We start from the raw sequence: 23887 nt of genomic DNA, 5'->3' as shown, positions 1-23887 counted from the left end.
TATATGTTAAAAACAATTAATGTTAATTATGGGGGCAAAGAGGGGGATATGATCCTATAAACCTACCTGTAGGGCAAGATGCGAAATGAGAACCTCGCCTATTGCCATATCAATATAGCTAAAATGCTATATGATAGTGTTCAATAGATCTTCTACTTCTCTTCTACTCATAATTATAACATCTCTTTCTGTGAATTAAGATGCCCATAAGAAAACCACACCTCGAAAGTTTTATAGGGATAAGCCTCGATATTAATAAATCGATGGCCCTCAGTGTGGTGATCTCAAGCTTTTATGCATCTTTATTCATAAAAAGATTTCATTTCCATAAAAGTAACGATATTTCATCACGTAATCAAACCATTTTTATCTCTTTTCTGTTCTATTGTGGTCTACTATATCTCTAATTACTCCCATTTTGCTGTGTCTATTCATTTTATATCTATTCAAAATAATATTAAATATTACTTTATTTATTTTAATCTTTCCCATTCTTTACTCGATTTATCATCGTTTTATTCCATGATTGCTTACTTATTATCCTAAAGCTACACCTTGTTTCAAGAACTGACTTCCGAAAGAGAATTAAACATTCTTACGTCATTTTTTGTCCCAAAGAGATCATTCATTGTGATTTGAATCTCCTAAGAATGCAGAGTCTTAGTGCAATAACCTTTTAATTTATGTCAGTATTTATTGCCATCAAAAACCCAATTTATTGGGATGAACAGATAAATTATCTCTTTGAACTTATGTCATTACAACATGCACTGTAGTGCATCGTTGCAGCAAAAAATAGATGGATTATATTGAATAACTCGACCTGTTAATATCGGTCTTGAAGATCTCTTTTAATAATGTCAATGAATCTTATATGGTAACGCTTCATTAATTACTAAAACATAAAAGTTGTTGCACTAGTAGGATTGTCCATTGTTCCAGATAATATTTTGGTGGCGTTACGATGTATTTAACTCATCGTACATCATGCCACATTATCACTAAAGATAGCCGATTTATGGTTATAGGTTCCCACCCCTCTTGTTTTGCTATCGCTATTTCTCTCCAAATAAAGGATCTGTAACATAAAACCTCCTCTTTTTTTGCGAAAGGATATGGTATTCTCTGATCAATTTAATACCTTGCACCTCGGATAAATTCCATGCGAAGTGCTTTTTTTTGTTATTTAAGACTCAAAAATACAGTTCTTCCTAAATTACAACTACTCGTATATGCCGTTAGGTGGAGTAGTCTTTTTATCATTTCATGATTTAATGGGTGTTATATTACGAGCATGATTACTCTTTCTAATATACACAATCCTTTATTAATTGAAATGGGTGATGTCATCTGTATATGGTACTATCACAGTCAATGATATACAAGTGAGATTCTATCTTAACTAAATAATTACATGTCAAGACAAAATGGATGGAGATGATTTAGTCATCATTCCTATGCTATCTTATGTATATACGACTCGTCGCAAATTAAGAAGCATGTCCTTGTAGTGTAATGTTACTTCGGATCTTCACTGAGGAATATAAATATATATCCAGCCCCTGATATTGTCTCGACTCTCTCTTGTTCAATTTATAGATAAAAAAGTTATTGTGACTAGATTTATGTCTACTTGTAACCAGGTGGTTGTATGTCTACATGGTGGTTGTCAATAACTTCATCATTTTAAATACCATGAGACTGATTATTAAACAAACTAAATTATGAAAAGAAGATTTTCTTTATTATGCATTTGTCTTTTATCGATTCAGATGCTTTTTGCAACACAACCAAATGACGGAGATAAAAAACGTGATAGTTTTAGAGGTAAGAAACCTAAATATGTTTTCTACTTTATTGGTGATGGTTTTGGCCTTTCACAATCGAATGCAACAGAAGCATATATGGCAGCTGTAAATGATTCCGAAGGAATTCAGAAATTAGCGATGAATACATTTCCGATACAAGGATTGTATACAACATATGCACAAAACCAATTTATTACGGGTTCGGCAGCTGCAGGAACAGCATTGTCGACAGGTAATAAAACATCTATCGGTACTATCGGTATGGACGCATCAAAACAGAAGCCCTTTAAAACTATTGCAGAAAAAGCAAGAGATAAAGGCTATCGTGTGGGGATTGTAAGTTCAGTCTCTTTAAACCATGCTACCCCTGCATCATTCTATGCGCATCAGCCTTCGCGAGGTCGTTACTATGACATTAGTGTAGATATGGGAAAAAGTCAATTTAACTTCTTCGGTGGAGGTGGTATCATGCACCCAGAGGGAGATGGCAAGTCAAACAAGAAGAATAAGGCAGCTAACATTGGTATGGCTGGAAATAAGAAAATAAAAGGTAAAAAAGAGAACTCTCTGAAATTAGCTGAGAAACAGGGGTATACTATCGTGAACACCAATGAGGCTTTCCATGCAATTAAATCAGGAGATGATAAAATTATTGCCATCAACGAAACTCTTGCAGGAGGACAATCACTACCTAATGGTATCGATCAGAAAGAGGGTGATCTCTCTTTGGGGGATTACACACAAAAGGCTATTGAGGTGTTAGAGAATAAGAAAGGCTTTTTCCTAATGGTCGAAGGGGGTAAAATTGATTGGGCTTGTCACGCCAACGATGCTGTGACAGCTATAAACGAAGTGATTCAATTTGACCAAGCCATTCAAAAAGCTATCGCTTTTTATCACGAACATCCAAAAGAGACTCTTATTGTAGTCTGTGGAGATCATGAAACAGGTGGGTTAACACTTGGTTTCTCAGGGTCTCACTACAAATCCAACTTTAAATTGCTTGAGAATCAAAAGAACTCTAATGGGGTTTTCAATGCTGAATTGAAGAAATTAAAGAAACAAGATGCTTCTTTTGATGCCGTATTACAGGCCGTAAGAAAGAATTATGGCTTTGATGGAGAAGAGAAGTCAACCAAGCTTTCTGAATATGAACTAGCACAACTGAAACAAGCTTATAACGAAAGTTTTGACAAAGGAGAACAGATTGCCAATAAAGACCAATATTATCAACTTTATGGTGCTATAGATCCAATTACTATCACTGCAAGCCATATCTTAGCACAAAAAGCAGGTATCGGATGGACCACTTTCTCTCATACCGCGACACCAATACCAGTTCGAGCTATGGGGCCTGGATCAACACTGTTTAATGGTTATTTTGATAACACTGATCTTCCTAAGAATATTGAAATGCTAATGAAACTGTAATAACAAATAAATACTGGTCCTGTTATTCTTTATAACAGGACCATGCTTGTAAATTATGAAGATATTATCTACCCAGAAAACAAAGACCTACCTCTTCCCATTGGTCATAGCAATACTCACAACTATTATCTATCTTCTACCATCTCCTTTCGATCGAGAGACTCCTCCTTCAGAGCGGAGAGTTAAAGCAAAAGTGGTATCTGTGAAAGATGATAGTATTATTGAAAACGGGATCATAAAGACCGGGAATCAACTGCTGCAAATAGTAGTTACAGAAGGCCGCTTTAAAGGTGATACCATCCGAGCAAACAATCAATTGATTGGGCGAATGGAGTTCGATAAACTGTTTGAAGTAGGGCAGAAGGCCTTGGTCGTATTGAACCTTGATGAAGAGTGTTCAAAGATAATTAATGCCAATGTTATTGATCATTATCGATTGAATGTAGAGTTTTGGTTGATGATACTATTCTTTGTGTTTCTTATATCCTTTGCTGGCTTTATAGGAGTCAAAGCCATCCTCTCTTTTGCATTCACCGGAGTTGTTATATGGAAACTAATGCTTCCTGGCTTCTTATTAGGCTACTCCCCAGTCTTTCTATCTCTGTTCTTGGTTGCGCTGATCACCTCGGTGATCATCCTCTTGGTTGCTGGAATTAATAAGAAGGGTTTTGTAGCATTATCTGGTGCTATTGTAGGCGTTGCAGTTACAGCCATCCTCTCTTTCTTCTTTGGTGGTTTGTTTAACGTCCATGGGGCGATAAAACCATTCTCGGAGACCCTGTTATACTCTGGTTTTAACCATTTGGACTTAACCCAGATATTCTTGGCTAGTATCTTTATCTCCTCTTCGGGAGCCATGATGGATATATCCATGGATATTGCAGTATCCCAACATGAGATTATAACCATCAAACCATCTATCACCACAAAAGAACTTATTGGTGCAGGCTTTAATATCGGGCGAGGGGTTATCGGCACAATGACCACCACCTTACTGCTTGCATACTCTGGTGGTTTTAGTGCCTTATTGATGGTGTTTATTGCACAAGGAACCCCTACCATAAACATTCTTAATCTGAACTATGTGGCAGGAGAGATCTTACACACCATGATTGGAAGCTTTGGTCTGGTACTCGTGGCTCCAATAACAGCCATCTTAGGAGGTATTATCTACACCCGACGTTAGATATGTAGAGAGTCCCTCTTTCATCAACCCTATTCCCCAGAAACATATCAAAACTACTTTGAAGTAAATCTCATACTATTACAAATATTTTGCAAAAATAGATGAGACGCACCTCAAAGTAGTATTGACATCACCTATACTAATCCCCCAAGAAACACTATCCCCAACCCTTCGTTGTTCATCTCCTTCGCACTTCATCCCTTAGCGTCTTCGCGATACTCTCCACCTGCCGTTTCACCCCTTCGTGTCTTAGCGTCTTCGTGGTGCTCTCCACCTTCCGCTTCAACCACAAAAAGATCCGTGGCAATCCGTCCAATCCGTGGCATAATTCTTTCCACCACATCCATTCGGGGCTGTTGAAGTATCGAGTAGACGCGATCATCGCGCCTCTACGTGGTTCATTTATATCCGCTGCTATTTTTTCGGACAGGCCTTCAGCTCTTGGTTGTGGGGGTACTTCTTTACCCAAGGCTCCAATCGACACCTAGACCTTGTGGTCAAGTTATGATTTCCACCATTGGGCTATATTCGGTCACCCCATTCGGGGCTGTTGAAGTATTGAATAGGTTGTTACATCATAAAAAGATCCGTGGTAATCTGTCAAATCCGTCCAATCCGTGGCTATAATTCTTTACACTTCAACCACAGAAAGATCCGTGGCAATTTCTCTTTGGGCTTCATGTTTTTCTGTGAGCACAGAACATTATTGATCTGTTTTTGTTTGAAAGCCAAGTAAAATAGATGGATCACAAGAAGGTTATTCCACTTGGTGATATCCAGAACCACTAAAAGAGAAAGAGACGATGAGCAAAGAGATATATTTAGATCACAACGACAGGATAATAGAGCCTGTCACAGTAGCAGAGGCTGCTGATTTGATGGCATCCATACCTGAACTACAAGTCATAGATGGGCGTAGTATAGAGTCATATAGGCAGGGGCACCTTGAAGGAGCTCAATTATTTGATGCCTTCAACCCAGATACCGGAGTGGAGCTAGGTCAACTAGATCGTGAAGTTCCTTATCTAGTCTATTGCACCACCAATGTTAGAAGTACGATGATCGTACAATGGATGCAACAGTCTGACTTCAAAAAGATCTACCATATGGTAGAAGGAATGGTCGGTTGGAGACACTCCAACCAGCACATCGTATCATAAAAAATATTGAGACCTATGAATAGAGAGCTATTCTGATAATTATCCTGCCCCAGTGATAAGATCGCATGATCTCCAAGAGAAAAACTCTTAAAAGCCGCTTTCCCCTGACATACATATCACTACCCCCTGACTTCTTTTACATATCCATCTAAATACATTCGAAATTCCCTCACCCAAAATGCAAAATCGATGAATGAACTTCGAATGAACATTGAGTGAATTTCGAGCTATCTCAGGGGAAACTGGCTTGTTGGTCAGGGGTAGGGGATATCGAGATCGTAAGATAGGGGCACGGAATAATAAATACCTCATCATTCATCATGACAGAAGCATTATAATGTGGAAATTATTGTATATCTTTGATTTAGAGTTTATTCGGATAAATTTGTGTCTCTGTGGAGGCATACGGAGAGCACTGTCAAATGTATTTCACCCCTTTTTTCTTTACACCTCCTCATTACCTACTAGCTAGATGATAGGTATCTCCTCCCACCTTTGTCCATGGTTTAGCCATGATTCGTCCATGGTTCAGGCACCGATACCCCCGAAATCGATGGACAAACCATGGATAAACCATGGACGAACCATGGACAAAGGTAGGAGAAGGGTGCTAGGAAGGTGGGAGTAGGTACCTAGAAAGTCATGTGAAACTACATCCCTAAATGTGTGATGTCGTGAAGTGTAATTTGTGGATATGTATCGCTGTTTTTCCATTGTGATAATCAATATATACTCTCTATTTTGAGAAGACACCTTGAGTTAAATGCAGTCTCGGATCTCTCTAAATATATAAAAACCTGAGGGTAGTACAAAGATAAAATGGCTATTTATTTGAAATAAAGAGTGTTGTGTTTGTTGTAGCCTGAAGAATTGTAGCAAATAATTGTTGATCCCTACCACCTTTTTTCGACGAGTAATATTTGGTTAGCCCCGCACTCTATGCAGTTTAACCTTGAATAGATTTCAGTCTTTATCTTTTTTTAATATGTAATATTTAAATGAATTGTTTTGATAATAAGTACTTTTTTATATAAAATGGCTTGAGTAAAGAAATAAGAATTAAATGTTAATGTATTATAGAATTTGTAGTTGTTAAAATTGGTGCCAATCTTGAAATTTAAAGTTTAACCTGTCTAGTATTCAGAAGAATATTTTGAAGGAAGTATGTCAACTTGTTTAATATACGTCGTTATGTTTAATCAAAATTTACCATATTGTATTCATAATAAATTTATTATACACGGAAATGTTTGAGTGTAGATAACACAAAATATGAAAGTGCTTAATTAACCCTACGGTAATATATCACAATCAATTATGTATTATAGTCTTACTTTTATTGTTTTGTAAAAGTAAGAATGTTGTTACACTCTCGTCGGGTTGATTCCTGAATTACTCATGTGTAATAAGTAAATATAGAATGAATATTTTTGCAATAAGTGATACGTGAAAAATAGGGCTATGTACCAATTGTAATTGTGGAAGAAAATCGAAGAATGGTTTTATGATAGCGATCTGTGTTTAGAATAGCTAGGGGTTCGATATTGTATATTAGATAAGAAGTGGTGCTTAAGATTAAAAAAAAGTATTATTGTTAGAATAATTATTAATAAGGGTGTTGTAGGCGAAACATAGTTATTTTTAAGACCAAAAAATCGGAGATTAAATATAAAGGATATATTTTAGTTAAAATGAACTAACTGAAAAAATATCAGAAAGAATTTTTGTTGAGGTATAAGATATTGTGGTAGACTAATTGATTAATTTTTAATGATGACTAATTTAGATCAATATAAAGCAGAGGTAACCCCACCAAAGGCCAATGCTATGATAAACACATTTAGAGCATTTGGTTATAATCTTCAGACTGCTGTTGCTGATATTGTAGATAACAGTATTTCAGCACAAGCAAAGAGAATTGAGATTAAACATGAATGGAAAGGAGATCGGAGCTATATTTGGATAAAGGATGATGGGAAAGGCATGGACCTTAATGATTTGATTTGTGCAATGACGCCTGGAAGTAAAGATCCTAAATTAGAAAGAGAGCAGGATGATTTAGGACGTTTTGGACTAGGGTTGAAAACATCTTCATTTTCGCAGTGTAAAGTTTTAACAGTAATATCGAAGAAACTAAATTACCAAACAATAAAAAGGTGTTGGGATTTAGATTATGTGAATAGTACTAGTGAGTGGAGCTTGTTAGATTATTGTTCTGATATTTCTTTTTCAAAACTTCTTGATGGTCATGATCAAGGAACTGTAGTTTTATGGGAATCATTAGACCGGTTGATTGGGCCATGTGATGTTTTAAATGAAGAACAACGCAAAGCTTTTCAGCATGAGATGAAACTCGTTGAGGATCATTTAGGTTTAGTTTTTCATCGTTATATTGATAATAAAGGAATTCAGTTGTATATTAACGACAGAGAGATTAAATCGAGAGATCCATTTTTAAGAAGTTTTATAGAGACACAAACAATCTTATCCGAAGAGCTATCTAATGAAATAAAGGTGAAGGGGTTTGTGTTACCACATATCTCAAAATTGACAGCAGAAGAGAGAAGAGATAATGATGTAGAGTCGTGGTATAAGATGCAAGGTTTTTATATTTATAGGAATCAACGCTTGCTATTAAGTGGAGATTGGTTGGGTTTATTTCCAAAGAGTGAGCATTGTAAGAATGGGCGTATTTTAATAGATATCCCTAATCATTTGGATAATGAGTGGAAGATCGATATAAAAAAGGCAACTGCTATGCCTCCCGTTTCGATAAAGCAGGATTTAAAAAGGATAGGTAGGCTTGTAAGGAGTCAAGCTTCGCAGATATATAAATATCGAGGAGAACAGATACGAAAAGAGGGAGCAAAGTTTGTTGATTTTAAGAGTGTTTGGAAATCGACAAAAAGAAGAGATGACACTATTGATTATAAGATAAATGAAGAGCATCCTGTTATTCATAGTTTGCTTGAGTCAAATACTATCAGCAGAAAAGATGTAATAACACTTTTAAATTTAGTTTCGAGGACTTTACCTGTTGATTCTATAATACATCAATTTTGTGAGGACCCATTAAGTTCTGAATTAAAAGATAAGAAAAGAGAACCACTTCAAGAGGAGATTGAACAGGCTAAGAAAATATATCATTTATATATTACTTCAGGGATCTCAGATGAGATAGCAAAGCAGAGTATCCTAAATATGGAGCCATTCAACGAAATACCACAAATTATAGAAACTTTGAAATAATGAATAGTATACCAACAGATATATTGACTATTGCCCATGTTCTACTAGACAATGAAAAGAATATATCGAAAGACAAGATAATTGAAGTTATTGAAAGAGCAGTAAGTATTTCTACTGGATATGTTGATAAGGATTTGTTATTACAGAAACTAGAAGAAGATTTTTCTGTAAAAGAAAGAGAGAGCTCGTTTCTTGTCAACGATGAAGTAAAGCCATGGTTGATGGGGAAAAAGAGTAGTTATGAATTTGAACTAACAAAACGATTTTTTCTACATCTAAAAAAAACCTCACCTTATCTAAAAATAAACTCCATAGATGGAGTTACAGATAAGATTTTAGATAAATGTATTGATCCATCAACACTAGGAGCTTGGGATCGAAGAGGAATGGTTGTTGGTAATGTTCAATCGGGAAAAACGGTTAATTATACTACATTAATAAATAAAGCTACAGATGTAGGTTATAGAGTAATTATAGTAATAGCAGGTATACACAATTCTTTACGAGCACAGACGCAAAGACGTATTGATGAGGGATATGTTGGAAATGATAGTTCTTCATTGCTAAAGAATAAAAAGAGTAAAAATATTGGAGTTGGTAACACATCAGCAAAGACTAAGATCTACTCTTATACCTCTTCGGAACATAATGGTGATTTTAAAAAATCATTTGCGGAAAAGCTTAATGTACCTATTGGAGGAGCCCATCCAACAATTCTAGTGATAAAGAAGAATAAGAGTATTTTAGAGAATTTGATTTCTTGGTTTGCCGGTTTTGCAAGAGAGAATTCGGAAGGAGATTTAAAAATATTTGATGCTCCTATGTTATTAATCGATGATGAAGCAGATAATGCTTCTGTAAATACAGGCAAGGATCAGGAGATTAAGACAATAAATGGATTAATAAGAACCCTTTTAAATTTATTTAATCAGAATAGTTTTATAGGATATACAGCAACGCCCTATGCAAATCTTTTTATTGGTTCGGAGTATGACAAGGATTATAGTACTCAAATAAAAGGATATAATTTAAAAGTGGGTGAGGATCTATTTCCGAGAGATTTTATTGTTAATATACCACCACCAACAAATTATATTGGAGCGTCGGAATACTTCGGTTTTTCTGATAGTATTACGGGTGAAAATGTAGAAGGGATGGATTTAATAAGGTCGATAACAGATCAAGAGCCTTATTTCCCAAAAAAATATACTAGAGAGACCAAGAATAATTTACCTGATGGAGTTCCTGATAGTTTAAAAGAGGCGATTAAGTCGTTTATTTTAAGTTGTAGTGTCCGTATTTTAAGAGGCGATGCGAAAAAAGATAACTCGATGCTTATACATGTTGCGTTACTGATTAATTGGATTGATAGGATTGCATTGCTGGTTGATGAAGTTTTGTATGATTATAAGAATCAGATAAGTTCAAATGATGGGCCTTTAATAGAAGAACTAAAGCAGCTATATGAACAAGATTATCTGCCAACAACAGATAATGTAAGTAGTGTTTTAAATTATAAGGATCACAAAATAGTTAGACATTCTTGGGATGAAGTAAAAAAGCATCTACACGAAGCAGTATCAAAAATAGAAGTTAGAGCAATACATGGACAACCTAAAAGAAGAGGTTTAGAGTATACAAATACGACATCTTTAAATTATGAAGATTATAAAGATCAAGGGTTATCTGTAATCGCAGTAGGAGGAAATAGACTTTCTAGAGGAATAACATTAGAGGGATTGAGTGTGAGTTATTTTTTAAGGACTTCACCACTTTATGATACATTATTACAGATGGGGCGTTGGTTTGGATATAGACCAGGATATGCGGATTTATGTAGAGTATATACAACCGAAGAGTTATGTAATTGGTATATGCATATTGCACTAGCGACAGAAGAAATGCGAAGAGATATAGATACAATGGGATCTATGAACAAGCAACCTAAAGATTATAAGTTAAAAGTACGAACGCATCAGGGCATGTTGAATATCACATCGGCTGGAAAATTAGGATTCTCAGAGAAAGAACATGTTGGATTTTCAGGAGCACATATTCAGACTTATGAGTTGCCTAAGAAATATACAGATACTAATTTAATAGTATTTCAAAACCTTATAAATGTCTTAGGCAAACCGAAAATTGAATATGTAAAAGGTAAAATCAATAGAATGATTTTTAGAGATGTTTGTCCTTCTATTGTTGTCGATTTTATCACAGAATATCAGAGTGATATTCCAGCTATCTCAATGAATAGTATAAGTACTTATATTTCCACACAAAACAAGGGAAATAAGCTTACTAAATGGACTATTGTTCTTCGCTTTAGTTCTGTATCTGATCCTGAGTGTCTTAGTGTTGGAGGCGAACTCTATAGTGTCGGTTTACCGCAAAGAAGTTATGCCGAAGAGATGAGTCATGAAAGACTATTGACATATAGATTAAAATCGAACAATATTTCTGGAACAGAAGATCGTGTTGTAGATCTTAATTTAAAAGGGAAAGAGACTACTGCCGAGATAAAGAAAGTTAGAGAAATAGAAGAGAGCTCTTTGTTAACTATTTTCCCAATGCGAATGAAACATCCTGATAAGGATAAAGAAGAATTAAAGAATGAAATTGTTGTTGGATGGGATATATTATTACCGAACATACCTAATGAGGAGAAGGTCGAATATCAAGTAAGGCCATTGTCTGATGCATATGAAGGCCAAGAAGATGATGATATAGATGAATGTGATGACTAAACTAGAAGCTATTTGGGATAGAATTGAGACCCAAAATACAAATAAGACTGAATCTTTGTTTCAGACTCAACTTTATGCAATTTTTGGAGGTTATGCGTGTGAAATAGGTTCGACTGTAAATACAAATAGTCGAGTCTTTATTTTAAAAAACACTCTAGAATCAGAAGGTTTTAAGTTTACAGAGAAAAGGTTAAATGGAGTAAGTATTATACCATTAGAGGATAATAGTCCACAAATGTTGGTTATCTCATTGAATGAGAAAGATTCAATGGATATTTATACGATCTTCATTGAAGATTTGATTGTAAGTTTAAGTAAGTTTAAAGAGCCCGACTTGCTATTAGAATGCTTCAAACAAAGATTGGAGTATTGGGGGAAGTTTTTTTCTAAAGTATATCAGAAAAAATTAAGTAGAGAGGAAGAGCAAGGTTTATATAGCGAAATCTATATTCTTCGAAGGTTATTAGAAAAAGAGACAGATCATTGTAAAGTTTTAAAATCATGGAGAGGACCATTGGGAGAACTTCATGATTTTAAATATAAGGATCGGAGAATAGAAGTAAAAAGCAGTAAGCTAAATGAGAAGGTTATAACGATTAGTAATGAGGATCAATTAGACTATACTAAATTTGAGTATTTAAAATTATGTGTAGTTTATGTTCATGAGAATAGTGAAGGAGATAACACGTTAAGTCGGGCTATTGAAGAGATTGATAAATTTTTAGGAGCTAATTGGGAGACGAAAGATTTATTTTATCAGAAGCTTAATGAGATTGGAGTTTTTGATGCATCAATTTATGATACTAAAAGTTTTGAAGTAGATAAATTACAGGTGTATACTATCAATAATAAATTCCCACGCATAACAAGAGAGATGTTAAACCCACTCGTGAAGGGAGTTAAATATAAGGTCAGTTTAGTATCCGAAGATTTGCATTGTGAAGACTTTGGTGTTGATTTTAATTTTTATATGTAATGAGCAAACTAAAACCGTACAATATAGATTTAGAGAAGTATCAGCAAGAGATGTTTCATGAGGTTGAGTCTTTGGTATATTCAGACGAAGAAGGAGATACCAAAGAAAATAAATTCACTTCACATGTTCTAAATATATTAAATGATGCCGAGGAGACCGAAAGTTGTAGAGTTTGCTTTTATTTAAAAGAAAACACCAAAGAGCAGGTTGTTTACAAAATCAATGGCTATTCATTAGATGACCAATATGAAAATATTGATATTTTCATCTCTTCGTATAAGGATACAAATGAATTGTATGAGTTGAAGAAAAGTGATGTGGCGAATCTCTTGAAATGGTCGAGTAAGTTTGTTAATGACTCTATCAAAGGCTATTTAGAAGAATTGGAACCTTCCTCTGAAGCTTATGGACTAGCAAAAATCTTATTCAAGAATAGAAATGATATTATTAGAGTTAATTTGTTTGTACTGACTAATGGGATAATAAAACAAGAGTTTGATGCAGATTATAAAGTAAAGAACTTAGATAGTATATATTTTTCTGTGAACATTTGGGATATAGAACGATTTCAAAGGCTTCATGAATCGCAAGGTAACAGAGAGCCGATAGAGATTGATCTAGCAACATTAGATAGAAAGTATTCTATACCCTGTTTAAAGATGCCTTCATATGAAGAAAAGTATGATTGTTATTTAGCTATTATTGAAGGGTCTTTGTTATCTCTTTTGTATCGTAATTATGGAACAAAACTACTAGAGAGTAATGTTCGCGCATTTCTACAGCAAGCAGGAAAGATAAATAAAGGAATGCGAGAAACAATACAGATAGAACCAGGGATGTTTCTTCCTTATAACAATGGTTTATCGGCCACAGCACAAAATGTTGTAATCGAAACAAAGGATAACCAACAATATATAACAAGTTTAAAAGATTTTCAGATTGTAAATGGAGGACAAACAACTGCATCATTATTTCATACAGAGAGGAAATATAAGGCTGATTTAAATAGAGTGTATGTACAGATGAAGCTTACCGAGATAAAGGATGTGACATTGAAAAATGATATTGTTCCTAAGATATCAAGATATGCGAATAGTCAGAATAAGGTTTCAGAAGTAGATTTAACATCAAATCATCCATTTCTACAGAGGCTAGAAGAGTTGTCTCGAGTAACGTATGCAATAAATCCAGAGAATCGTAATAAGCAAACGATATGGTTTTTTGAACGCGTAAGAGGACAATATAAAGAGTCGTTGAATAAAGAGCCAACAAAAAGTAGGAAAGATGCTTTTTCTCTTAAATATCCAAAGAATCAGATTATAATAAAATCGGATGTGTCAAAATATCAGAATTTATTGGCACTTAAACCTTTTATGGTATCGCGAGGAGCACAAAAGAATTATGTTGACTTCATAAAACATATAAAAGAAGGAGAGAAGGATTTGCCTGGAAGAACATATTGGGAAGACTTAATAGCAAACTCCTTACTATTTAAAGCGATAGATCAACAATTTGGTAGAAAAGGTAAAGATGCTATTGGAGACACAAATATAAAGTCACATACAGTAGCGTATACTATTTCATTTTTTCATCATATAACAAAGAATAAATTAAATTTTGAGCAGATTTGGAACAAACAAGAAGTTTCTCAAGAGTTAATTGTAGAGTTGCGAAAGTTATTGATTGTAATTTATGAATATTTAACGAGCTTAAATGTTGCGTTAGTCAGTGAAGCAGCAAAAAAAGAAAAGACATGGGAGGATATACTAAAACAAACAAAAGCTATAAATCCGATGGATATGGATGTTGTAAAGAGCTATCTGATCACAGAAAGAGACTACAGGAAACGTTACGCAAAAGACAAAGACAGTCTTGTGGTTGAAGCTAAATTAGAGAAACTTGCTCGTATAAATAATATCGGTTTAAAATTTTGGGATGGATTATGTCTTTTTATGATGCGACATGAATTATATACGGATGTAGAGCAAAATATTATTATATCGATACGAGGGAAATTAAAAACGAATAAGAACCTCACCCAACGAGAAATTGATAAGGGCCAAGTTATTTTAGATAAGTTCATCAAAGAAGGAACAACTGTAGAGGATGTAGAAGCACTGAGTAAAGTAAAACAAGATAATTTATTAGATCCAGCAAGTTTACATGCTAGGTTAAAACAAATAAACTCTTCTACTTGGCAAAGAATTATTTCATTAGGAGAAAAGAGTGGAGCATTAAGCTACAAGCAAGTAAGTACAATTAGAGTTGTATCGAAGTATATATTAAAAGGAGAAGAGGTCGATATTCAAAGGATAACTATTGTTAAAGATGCACTAGATATTGTTTCAAGAAAGTTTAAAATGAATGTATAAAACATAGGCAACATAATAGATTGTAGATGATATATTATGTTGCCTATTTATTTAAATTAAGGATACCTTTTAACAATTACATATGTAGATATTGATGAATTGCGATAGCTATTTTCTTTGCAAAAAGAGGGGGGACAGCATTTCCTATCATCTTATAGCAAGCACCACGACTGCCACAAAAGTTGTAGTCCATAGGGAATGATTGTAACAATGCAGCTTCGCGCACAGTAATAGAACGACTTTGAAGAGCATCTGGGTGAATGAATAGCAATCCATCTTTATTGAGATGTGCAACAATTGTTGGAGAGGGTTTATCCCAACATAAGGATCGATATTTAACAATATTGGAATACCTATTTGTTCTTTGTTTATAGAATTCAAGTTTTTCTTGTTGTGTTTTCTTGTTCATCTCTAATTCTACCCAATCTTTAAAGATTGCAATATCTCTTAAGTTATTGAATCGAGGAAAATGATTTGGCACTTCAATATTAGAAGTTGCCTTATATGCTACTTTTTTACCATCAACGTTTATAGGAAAAGAAAGAGGTGCAAAAGAAGGAAGGTGCTCAATAGCATCGCGAACAGTTTTCTTCTCTTTGGTCTTTTTTTTGTTTATCGTTTTATATATTGTATTAAGATTGTATTCAGTATCGTTTTTTACACCTATAATAATAACTCTTTTACGAGACTGTGGCACCTCAAAATCATCAGTATTTAAGAGACATTCTCTGAGGTTCTCTGGTTTTGTAATATTGTACCCAATTTTATTAAAAGCATCGAATATTCTTTGTGTTACATTAACATCACCTGGTTTAGCACTTAGCATCCCTTGTACATTTTCGAAAACAAAGAGCTTGGGCTTATAGTGATCTACTATCTTAACAAAACTTTCGAAGAGGAAGTTTCTATAATCATCTTTCATTCCTTGGGGATTTTTTGCTCTTCCAGCCAGCGAGTATGCTTGACAAGGTGGCCCTCCAATGATTATATCAACAGGCTCCTCTTTGATAATAGCATTTAGTCCATTTTCAACAATGTCAGAGTGATTTGATCCTTCGAATTCGTTAAGTGCTTTGGTATCCCAATTTCCATTTATTAACTGATCGACACGTTGTATATCGAAGTGAATCACTCTTTTTTGAGCCTCTTCGGTAGAGTGATCCCAATGCGTGTTTAATCTATTTCGAAGCGTATCAACCATTGGCTTTTCCCATTCGACATGAGCAAGTCCGTGAAAAAGATTGCTGCTAAGAAAACCTTCAGATAGTCCACCACACCCTGAAAATAGATCTATAAAAGTCAACTTATTTTGTATCATTATTGTTTTCGTCAATAGTTAAAAGAATTCTCTTAAATTCTTGGGCAAAATAAGAAGCTAAAAGAGGAGGGACGGCATTACCTATTTGTTTAAGTTGTTTACGCGTGGTACCAGTAAAGAAGTACCAATCTGGAAAAGATTGAATACGCGCAGCTTCTCTAGGTGTTATGCTACGAGGTTTATCACCTGGGTGTACATAAGAGTTTCCATCAACTTCAAGATGCGCAATGATAGTTTTAGATGGCTTATTTGGATCTAATTTAAAATATTTATCTGTAAAATTTCGGATACATCTTTTTCCTTGCTCATCATAATAGATTCCATAAGGAACCTTAGACAAAGCCATCTCATTATCAGGATGATCTAGGTATTTTCCATGAGCAAGGTTCTTATATATAAATAAGTCTCTTTCGTTGTTATACCTTGCTTTATGATTGAAAAGGTATTTCGTTTTAATGTCTTTACCCTTGTAAGTATTTATTATATTGGTGTATTTTGATTTATTATTGTCGTCTATAAGGAGACTGTATTCTTCAGAAGATATATTTTGACCGAAAGAATCAATTTTTCCTATCGGGATTTCATTTTTCACTTCGTAATTAGATTTTAGAGGGTTTGCGATAACTTCAGGAAGATCTTTAATCGCATCGTTGAGAGTCAATATATCCTCAGATTTATTATTTTCAATGATATTATTAAAAATATCTACGGCAGATATATCATGATTATTTGAAATATCGCGACGAAGACCTATAAAAAATATTCTTTCTCTATTTTGAGGTATTCCAAAATATTTAGCATTAATTATAGTTGAAGATACATCGTACCCTACTCCCGTATTTCTCAATGTTTCCTCTATGAGGTCACGATATTTAGAAGCGGATGCAAGGCCTTTAACATTTTCTATAAGAACTATCTTGGGCGCAAGTTTATCCGCAAATTTCAGAAAATATTTAAATAATTGATTTCTTGGATCATCGATAAATCCCTTCATTCTCTCTTCTTTGGTAGCCTTTTTTGCTCTACCGATAAGAGAAAAACCTTGACATGGGGGTCCACCCACAAGTACATCTATATCTCTTATAGAAGAAACTATTTCTTCTATCTGTTTATTTTCTTTAATTGACGCAGTCTGTTTATTTACTCTAGCATCCTTATTGGTTTGTAATGTTAGATGACTTTCGTTTGTAATTTCAACTTCATTAACATTTAAGTAGTTATACAATTCTTTAATATCACCTAATATAACACGAGAAGGATCTGTCTCAGGATGTGCATGTTTTAGATTATATTTCAACGTGTTTAATGCATCCGAAAAGATATCATTTGCTAGTTCCAAATGAAAATCATGGTTTCCGAAACCGATGGAGATCCCCCCAGCACCTGAAAATAAGTCAATATATCTATAATTGGACATTCAAAATTATTTTTTAAAGCCCGCTAAGTTACTAAGATATTACCAGAATATGAAGCCTTAAAATGATGTTAATAGATCTTTTGTGTATATTCTTTCTGAAGAACTATAGTAATAACTATTTTGAAAAAATCTTATATCTTTTAGGATTGTCTTTCTCATTCGATATTTTGCTACACGTAGCGAGGTAGATCTTTCGGTTCTAGAGCAAGGGGCATTGATGATTGCTAAAGATGTGAATCTAAACGGGAAAAGGATATGCTTTAAAAAAGTATTTATGGACTTCTTTAAGGAGTTAGGTCGATGTGGTGCTGAATTTGGGTATCGTACGGCCAATGAGATGATCTGTTTGATAGAAAAGCTTAAGTTGATTGATGCTTCTGGGATGACAAGTCTAGATGCAAGAATTGATATTGCGATTATGCAAAAACTTCTTCCTAAATTACATGGTTCACGCAGAAAATTACAACCTGTGTTAGAGACGTTGGCTACTCTTTGTTTTGACGATTATGATGTGGCTAAGGTACGAAGTGAGGTATTGGGTAAAGTAGATTTTGATTTGAAGAATGCCAAATACCCTATTTCGCTTGAAAAGATTTTAAGGATGTATGACGGTATTATGGATAACGGTTTTGTGAGTTATGCTGAGGCTTAAAGAGTGTATTTATGAAGCCAATTAAGTTAGATGATATCCAGGAAGGGTTAGAGCTCTTTTTGGACGAGAGAAGCGATAATACGCTATTTGATTGTGAGGATGCTCAGCAGTTTGGTGAGGCTCGTTATCAGATGGTTGAGGGCTGTCGTTATGATTATGAATTGTCTGATAGTAGCTTAAGTTTGGTTGGTGAGGTGGTAGTTCCTCATAAGCGTAAGAAAAATGAAGGGTCTATTGAGCCAAATATATATGTTGGAACATTGACATTAAAGGTGTGTCGAGAGTCAGAGTGTTTGGGCACAATTCAACTGGAGGTTCGTTCGATTAAGTCAAGCTATCGTGAAGATTATCGTCATATGTTGGAGTATATTACGGATCGATGTGTTGATTTGGTTTTACAGGCAGATTCTCCTGTGTCACAACTCTTTGATGTCGATTTTGATAAAGATAGTGAAACGCTTTATCAGAGATTCTGTTTTGTGCGTTCAGTGGTAGGTTCTTCTGAGTTTGAAGAGTCGATACAACGTATATTAACAGCACCTGTTACACAATGGAAAGAGAGAGAGGAAAAGAAGGATATAAGAAAGATTCGTCGATTTCGTAGTCATAATGTAAAACAGATGGTCTCTGCAAATTGTAGAGAGAACCTTCCTTTAAATCACCCTTTACGAAGTTATGGGGTGGAGAGTGTGGCTAGAGAGGTTTCTTCGTCTCGTAAGGAGGATAGTGTAGATACGCCTGAGAATCGTTTTGTTAAGCATGCATTGTGCTCTTTTCAATTCTTTATGATGGAGATACAGAGAGCCGCAAAGAATCATAAGACGTTAGAGAAAGAGGCGAAAGCATTAGAGGAGAAGTTGAATGGCTATTTGCAATATGGGTTATTTAAAGAGGTGTCGAATCCTCAGACATTGAAACTCAATAGCCCTGTATTACAGCGAAAGGAGGGGTATCGAGAGATACTACGAGCATGGTTGATGTTCGATTTGGCTTCGAAATTAGTATGGAAAGGTGGAGATGATGTATATTCCGCAGGGAAACGTGATGTTGCCACTTTGTATGAATATTGGGTTTTCTTTAAGTTATTGGAGCTGTTTGGTGACTTTTTTGATATCGACCACGATGATCTGGATAGTTTAATAGTCTCTTCTTCGGATGATTTAAGTTTGCAGCTCAAGCAAGGAAAGCACACTGCATTAAGTGGTGTGTATGATTCGGGAAGTCGACAACTACTGGTTCGTTTTAACTATAATCGTTCTTTTGGTAAGAATAACAACTATCATGAGGCAGGTAGTTGGAGTCGTGGTTTACGTCCTGATTATACGCTCTCATTATGGCCATATGGAGTGAATGAATCTGAGGCAGAAAAAGAGGAGTTGATTGTTCATATTCATTTTGATGCCAAATATAAGCTTGCCAACTTTCGGGCTTTATTGGAGGACAGTGATGATGGTGAGGTAAAACGTTCCCATAAGAAGGAAGATATTCTTAAGATGCATGCTTATAAGGATGCAATTCGTCGTACTGGTGGGGCTTATGTACTTTATCCTGGTGATGTGTCTACTCATTTAACTGGTTTTCATGAAGTGCTACCTGGGTTAGGGGCATTCCCTTTATGTCCTTCGAAAGGGAGTGATGGGACCAAAGACTTGAGAGAGTTTATTGATGAAGTTATAAATCATTTTTTGGATCGTGCTTCTCAGAGAGAAAGGATGGCTTATCACTCCTATGATGTATATCGTCAAAAGCCTAATGGTGAGGATCGAGTGGAAGAGGCTTTGGTGGAGACCACGGATAGCTATAGAGACCATCTTCCTAATAACACTCATGTGTTGGTCGGTTATTGTAGGAAAGGTCAATTGGATTGGATTGAAAATAGGTTATTGTATAATGCGAGAACTGGAACTCAGCGGGGGGCTTTGAAGATTGATCCCAAAGTGGCAGGAGCTAAATACTTACTGTTACATTCGGAAGGAGAAACACTTGCGCATCGCCTTTATCATATTGTAGAAACAGGGCCGAGGGTGTTCTCTAAGGCTACGATGATAGCAAATGGATATAGTAAGCCTAATCATGATTATTACTTGGTATATAAGCTAAAGCCTTTAGAGGATCATGTGAATACCTTTCAGTGGGATATACGAGCGCTTAATGGTTATGAGAAGGGAAGAGGTTCAGCATTGCCTTTTGCAGTCTCTATGGCAGAGTTGATGAAGGTGAAAGTGTAAGTATAGATTGAGTTAATATTACAGGGAAACATCTATTGGATATGAGAAGATCAATAGATGTTTTTTTTATGTTACGACATTTTATGGCATAGGTCTCAGTTATGTTTGTACTATTGTTTAATCAGAGGCGGAGATAAGCCTCTAATAAAAGTCAAGCGTGATGAAGATAAAGAGAAATAGTGTTGTGAATTATAGTAGTATGGTGGTCGTGGGATTTTTTAATACAGATTGTCCAAAGTGTCAAGGAGAGAATGCTTATCATGATGGCATGGGATATGTGTGTCCAGATTGTGGGCATGAGTGGTAATGCGCAAGTGAAATGAAGCCCAAAGACACGAAGGGTTGAGGCGCAAGAGATGGCACACCGATGAGACGGATTTTTTTGTGGTTGAAGCGTAAGATGAAGAGTACCGCGAAGACGCAAAGACACGAAGGGTTGGGGTGCACGGGAATTATAGCCACGGATTAGACGGATTTGACGGATTGCCACAGATTATATTGTGGTTGAAGCGTAAGGTGGAGAGCACCACGAAGACGCAAAGACACGAAGGGTTGAGGCGCAAGAGATGGCACACCGATGAGACGGATTTTTTTGTGGTTGAAGCGTAAGATGAAGAGCACCACGAAGACACAAAGACACGAAGGGTTGGGGTGCACGGGAATTATAGCCACGGATTAGACGGATTAGACTGATTTTATTTGTGGTTGAAGCGGAAGGTGGAGAGCACCACGAAGACGCAAAGACACGAAGGGTTGAAGCGTAAGATGAAGAGCACCGCGAAGACGCAAAGACACGAAGGGATGAAGCAAACGGGATGGCACACAGATGAAACAGGTTAGACCGATGAAACAGATCTTTTTGTGGTTGAAACGGCAGGTGAAGCGCACCACGAAGACGCAAAGACACGAAGGGATGAAGCGTAAGATGAAGAGTACCGCGAAGACGCAAAGACACGAAGGGTTGGGGTGCACGGGAATTATAGCCATGGATTAGACGGATTTGACGGATTGCCACAGATTATATTGTGGTTGAAGCGTAAGATGAAGAGCACCACGAAGACGCAAAGACACGAAGGGTTGAGGCGCAAGAGATGGCACACCGATGAGACGGATTTTTTTTTTTGTGGTTGAAGCGTAAGGTGGAGAGCACCACGAAGACGCAAAGACACGAAGGGATGGGGTGCACGGGAATTATAGCCACGGATTCAACGGAATAGACTGATTTTCACGGATCTTTTTATGATGTAACAACCTATTCAATACTTCAACAGCCCCGAATGGGGTGACCGAATCTAGCCCAATGGTGGAAACCGTACCTTGACCGTAAGGTCAAGGTGTCGGTTGGAGCCTTGGGTAAAAAGTACCCCCACAACCAAGGGCTGAAGGCCTGTCCGAAAAAATAGCAGCGGATATAAATGAAGCCCAAAGAGACGAAGGTACAAAGGGGTGATACGCAAGAGATGGAACACAGATGAAACGGATGATACAGATGAACACAGATTTTTTTATTATAACGACGTCGTATTGGATGTGGAATGGATAAGATGGGCCAGGCTTTCAGCCCTTGTTTTTGTATGGGCAGTGTACCCAAGGCTCATTGCTATGCAGCGCTACTGCGCAACATACTCATTTCACCGTTGGGCTAGGTTCGGTCACCCCATTCGGGGCTTGGTTGAAATGGTTGAATGTACAAGAGGAATAGAACCGCGAAGGCACGAAGGGATGTGGAGTAGGGAAATATAGCCACGGATTAGACGGATTTGACGGATTGCCACGGATCTTTTTATGGTTATGAACGACGTAGAGGGACGAAGAGTTGAAACGCACGGGATGGCACACAGATGAAACAGATCTTTTATGTTTATGAACTACGTAGAGGCGCGATGTTCGCGTCTAATTTAACAGTATAGCCATGGATTGAACGGATTGCGTTAACGGGTAAAAGGAATGGAACCGCTAAGAGGCAAAGAGGCAAAGGAAATAATATAGCCACGGATTAGACGGATTTCCACGGATTGAAATGAAGTGTAAGGGAAATGCACCACAAAGACGCAAAGATACGAAGGGATGGGTGTAAGGGAGATATAGTCACAAATCTTAACTATAGTGCTTCTTGATGCTGAGCAGGTGCTCAGTATTCCCAAATGAATATCAATTTTATTTGTGTTGAAGTGTAAGGCGGATGGACGGCTAATACGAAAAGCTTCGTGTTTTGAGTTAACAAAATGAGTCCATTCTGAGAACTCATTTAAGGTCGTAAGAGAATAAATGAGTTCTTTGAAGTAAAGAATATCAATCTGCCTATTATGGCATCAGATAGTCGTAAAACAGATGTAGATTAGATGACATCAAGGAACGGGTCGAATGACATAAGTTTTCCATCAATTCTTAAAGTACAAGCGTATTGGTAATTTCCTTTGTCTCCACGAGTTTCAACAATTCCTTCCCAATATTCTTCATCTCCGAGATCATTCTTTTTAGGGACACAGATTCTTTCTGTAATGATTTGTCCTGTGAATTCAGTAATGTTGACATCATTGTCTGGACTAATTGAGGCTACTCTCCAAATGATCTTTTGGTCATCATGACATTTTGTGCTCAATTCATGTGTTCCTTCTCCATACGATCCTAGATACTTGTTTGTATCGATCATGTATAGGTTGTCTGACAAGTTTCCACTTGAAGTTGCTCCAACAACATCCACTACAATAAGTACTTCAACAGTTTTCATTTTGAGAAATATTTATATTATTCCTACTCGTATCGCTTTTCGGATTCCGCGTTATATATCCCAAAGTGTTTTGTTCATAAAAAGCGGATTGTCTTATGGTTCACTTTTGTCAAATTATAAAAATAAAGACGTTAATCCTATTTATTTGTGTTATATAGTGTTGTGTTTAAGTATTGTTGACGTTTGTTAGTGTTGTGAAAAATAGACAACAAATAGGTCATGGATTGAACGGGTTAGAGATTGAAGGACAAAAGGAATGCACCACAAAGACGCAAAGATACGAAGAGTTGGGTGTAAGGGAGATATAGTCACAAATCTTAACTATAGTGCTTCTTGATGCTGAGTAGGTGATCAGCGTTCTCATGTTTTTATGGAGCTATGTTTTTTGTTGATATTAGTATGTTCAGATACTTCTGTTTAACTTACTCGTTGGTGAGTATGCTACCTTTTATATATAAGTGGTATTGTTTGGAAGGATATTTCTTTTTTACTGTTGTTGAAATATAATGAGTTGATGTTGTGGTTAAGGTGTTGATTGTAAGGTGTAAATATGGAGGTGTTGCTTTTGCTGTATCATCGTCTATAAAGTGAATTTTTGTAGCATGATGTTTA

At 36.0% G+C, this 23887-nt stretch carries 14 protein-coding genes; 11 read left to right on the top strand and 3 right to left on the bottom strand.

Features of this window, described 5'->3' with window-relative positions; genetic code table 11:
- The first annotated feature begins 1724 nt into the window (after nt 1–1724).
- The 7 genes from K5X82_03225 to K5X82_03195 all read left to right on the top strand — a co-directional run bounded on the left by K5X82_03225 (nt 1725) and on the right by K5X82_03195 (nt 14929).
- Nucleotides 1725–3239, top strand: a complete 1515-nt coding sequence (locus K5X82_03225; GenBank protein ID QZT37920.1) for an alkaline phosphatase — start codon at nt 1725–1727, stop codon at nt 3237–3239.
- 55 nt (nt 3240–3294) lie between these two features.
- Nucleotides 3295–4425: a YibE/F family protein gene (locus tag K5X82_03220; protein ID QZT37919.1), complete on the top strand. Its 1131-nt coding sequence runs from the start codon at nt 3295–3297 to the stop codon at nt 4423–4425.
- A gap of 803 nt (nt 4426–5228) precedes the next feature.
- Entirely contained in the window at nt 5229–5585 is a 357-nt protein-coding gene (locus tag K5X82_03215; GenBank protein QZT37918.1) for a rhodanese-like domain-containing protein, read from the top strand.
- Between the two features lie 1770 nt (nt 5586–7355).
- On the top strand, nt 7356–8834 hold the full coding sequence (locus K5X82_03210; protein ID QZT37917.1) for an ATP-binding protein: 1479 nt from the start codon (nt 7356–7358) through the stop codon (nt 8832–8834).
- Nucleotides 8834–11581 carry a Z1 domain-containing protein gene (locus K5X82_03205; GenBank protein QZT37916.1) on the top strand — a complete coding sequence of 916 codons (2748 nt, stop codon included), beginning with the start codon at nt 8834–8836 and terminating at the stop codon, nt 11579–11581. Before K5X82_03210 ends, K5X82_03205 begins: the two co-directional genes overlap by 1 nt.
- Complete coding sequence (locus tag K5X82_03200) at nt 11574–12557, top strand: PD-(D/E)XK motif protein (GenBank protein QZT37915.1); 984 nt, start codon at nt 11574–11576, stop codon at nt 12555–12557. Before K5X82_03205 ends, K5X82_03200 begins: the two co-directional genes overlap by 8 nt.
- On the top strand, nt 12557–14929 hold the full coding sequence (locus tag K5X82_03195; GenBank protein ID QZT37914.1) for an AIPR family protein: 2373 nt from the start codon (nt 12557–12559) through the stop codon (nt 14927–14929). Before K5X82_03200 ends, K5X82_03195 begins: the two co-directional genes overlap by 1 nt.
- Before the next feature lie 76 nt (nt 14930–15005).
- On the opposite strand, the gene K5X82_03190 is transcribed toward K5X82_03195, so the two are convergent.
- Together K5X82_03190 and K5X82_03185 are read right to left on the bottom strand one after the other, a co-directional pair.
- The gene (locus tag K5X82_03190; GenBank protein ID QZT37913.1) at nt 15006–16247 is read right to left on the bottom strand and encodes a DNA cytosine methyltransferase; all 1242 of its coding nucleotides are present in this window, start codon (nt 16245–16247) and stop codon (nt 15006–15008) included.
- Nucleotides 16234–17664, bottom strand: coding sequence for a DNA cytosine methyltransferase (locus tag K5X82_03185; protein ID QZT37912.1), 1431 nt, complete (start codon nt 17662–17664; stop codon nt 16234–16236). Before K5X82_03185 ends, K5X82_03190 begins: the two co-directional genes overlap by 14 nt.
- A 274-nt stretch (nt 17665–17938) precedes the next feature.
- On the opposite strand from K5X82_03185, the gene K5X82_03180 reads away from it, so the two are divergent.
- From K5X82_03180 to K5X82_03165, 4 genes are all read left to right on the top strand, one after another.
- Nucleotides 17939–18316 (top strand): hypothetical protein, encoded by a 378-nt coding sequence (locus K5X82_03180; protein ID QZT37911.1) that lies wholly within the window; start codon nt 17939–17941, stop codon nt 18314–18316.
- Nucleotides 18317–18327: 11 nt separating this feature from the next.
- Entirely contained in the window at nt 18328–20544 is a 2217-nt protein-coding gene (locus K5X82_03175) for a DUF2357 domain-containing protein (protein ID QZT37910.1), read from the top strand.
- 160 nt (nt 20545–20704) lie between these two features.
- Nucleotides 20705–20851 (top strand): hypothetical protein, encoded by a 147-nt coding sequence (locus K5X82_03170; GenBank protein ID QZT37909.1) that lies wholly within the window; start codon nt 20705–20707, stop codon nt 20849–20851.
- 519 nt (nt 20852–21370) lie between these two features.
- Nucleotides 21371–21538, top strand: coding sequence for a hypothetical protein (locus tag K5X82_03165; protein QZT37908.1), 168 nt, complete (start codon nt 21371–21373; stop codon nt 21536–21538).
- Nucleotides 21539–22882: 1344 nt separating this feature from the next.
- On the opposite strand, the gene K5X82_03160 is transcribed toward K5X82_03165, so the two are convergent.
- Nucleotides 22883–23275, bottom strand: coding sequence for an inclusion body family protein (locus K5X82_03160; protein QZT37907.1), 393 nt, complete (start codon nt 23273–23275; stop codon nt 22883–22885).
- Nucleotides 23276–23887: the final 612 nt, after the last annotated feature.

This window comes from Prolixibacteraceae bacterium, assembly GCA_019856515.1.
In the GTDB taxonomy this organism is placed as follows: Bacteria; Bacteroidota; Bacteroidia; order Bacteroidales; family Prolixibacteraceae; genus Halosquirtibacter; species Halosquirtibacter xylanolyticus.
This window is presented reverse-complemented; position numbering and strand designations above follow the sequence as displayed.

What these genes read in the sequence shown, in the direction of transcription:
- K5X82_03190 (QZT37913.1), bottom strand. Translation starts at nt 16,247, where the DNA reads ATGATACAAAATAAGTTGACTTTTATAGATCTATTTTCAGGGTGTGGT.
- K5X82_03185 (QZT37912.1), bottom strand. Translation starts at nt 17,664, where the DNA reads ATGTCCAATTATAGATATATTGACTTATTTTCAGGTGCTGGGGGGATC.
- K5X82_03175 (QZT37910.1), top strand. Translation starts at nt 18,328, where the DNA reads ATGAAGCCAATTAAGTTAGATGATATCCAGGAAGGGTTAGAGCTCTTT.
- K5X82_03225 (QZT37920.1), top strand. Translation starts at nt 1,725, where the DNA reads ATGAAAAGAAGATTTTCTTTATTATGCATTTGTCTTTTATCGATTCAG.
- K5X82_03160 (QZT37907.1), bottom strand. Translation starts at nt 23,275, where the DNA reads ATGAAAACTGTTGAAGTACTTATTGTAGTGGATGTTGTTGGAGCAACT.
- K5X82_03200 (QZT37915.1), top strand. Translation starts at nt 11,574, where the DNA reads ATGACTAAACTAGAAGCTATTTGGGATAGAATTGAGACCCAAAATACA.
- K5X82_03210 (QZT37917.1), top strand. Translation starts at nt 7,356, where the DNA reads ATGATGACTAATTTAGATCAATATAAAGCAGAGGTAACCCCACCAAAG.
- K5X82_03215 (QZT37918.1), top strand. Translation starts at nt 5,229, where the DNA reads ATGAGCAAAGAGATATATTTAGATCACAACGACAGGATAATAGAGCCT.
- K5X82_03205 (QZT37916.1), top strand. Translation starts at nt 8,834, where the DNA reads ATGAATAGTATACCAACAGATATATTGACTATTGCCCATGTTCTACTA.
- K5X82_03180 (QZT37911.1), top strand. Translation starts at nt 17,939, where the DNA reads ATGGACTTCTTTAAGGAGTTAGGTCGATGTGGTGCTGAATTTGGGTAT.
- K5X82_03220 (QZT37919.1), top strand. Translation starts at nt 3,295, where the DNA reads ATGAAGATATTATCTACCCAGAAAACAAAGACCTACCTCTTCCCATTG.
- K5X82_03170 (QZT37909.1), top strand. Translation starts at nt 20,705, where the DNA reads ATGAAGATAAAGAGAAATAGTGTTGTGAATTATAGTAGTATGGTGGTC.
- K5X82_03165 (QZT37908.1), top strand. Translation starts at nt 21,371, where the DNA reads ATGAAACAGGTTAGACCGATGAAACAGATCTTTTTGTGGTTGAAACGG.
- K5X82_03195 (QZT37914.1), top strand. Translation starts at nt 12,557, where the DNA reads ATGAGCAAACTAAAACCGTACAATATAGATTTAGAGAAGTATCAGCAA.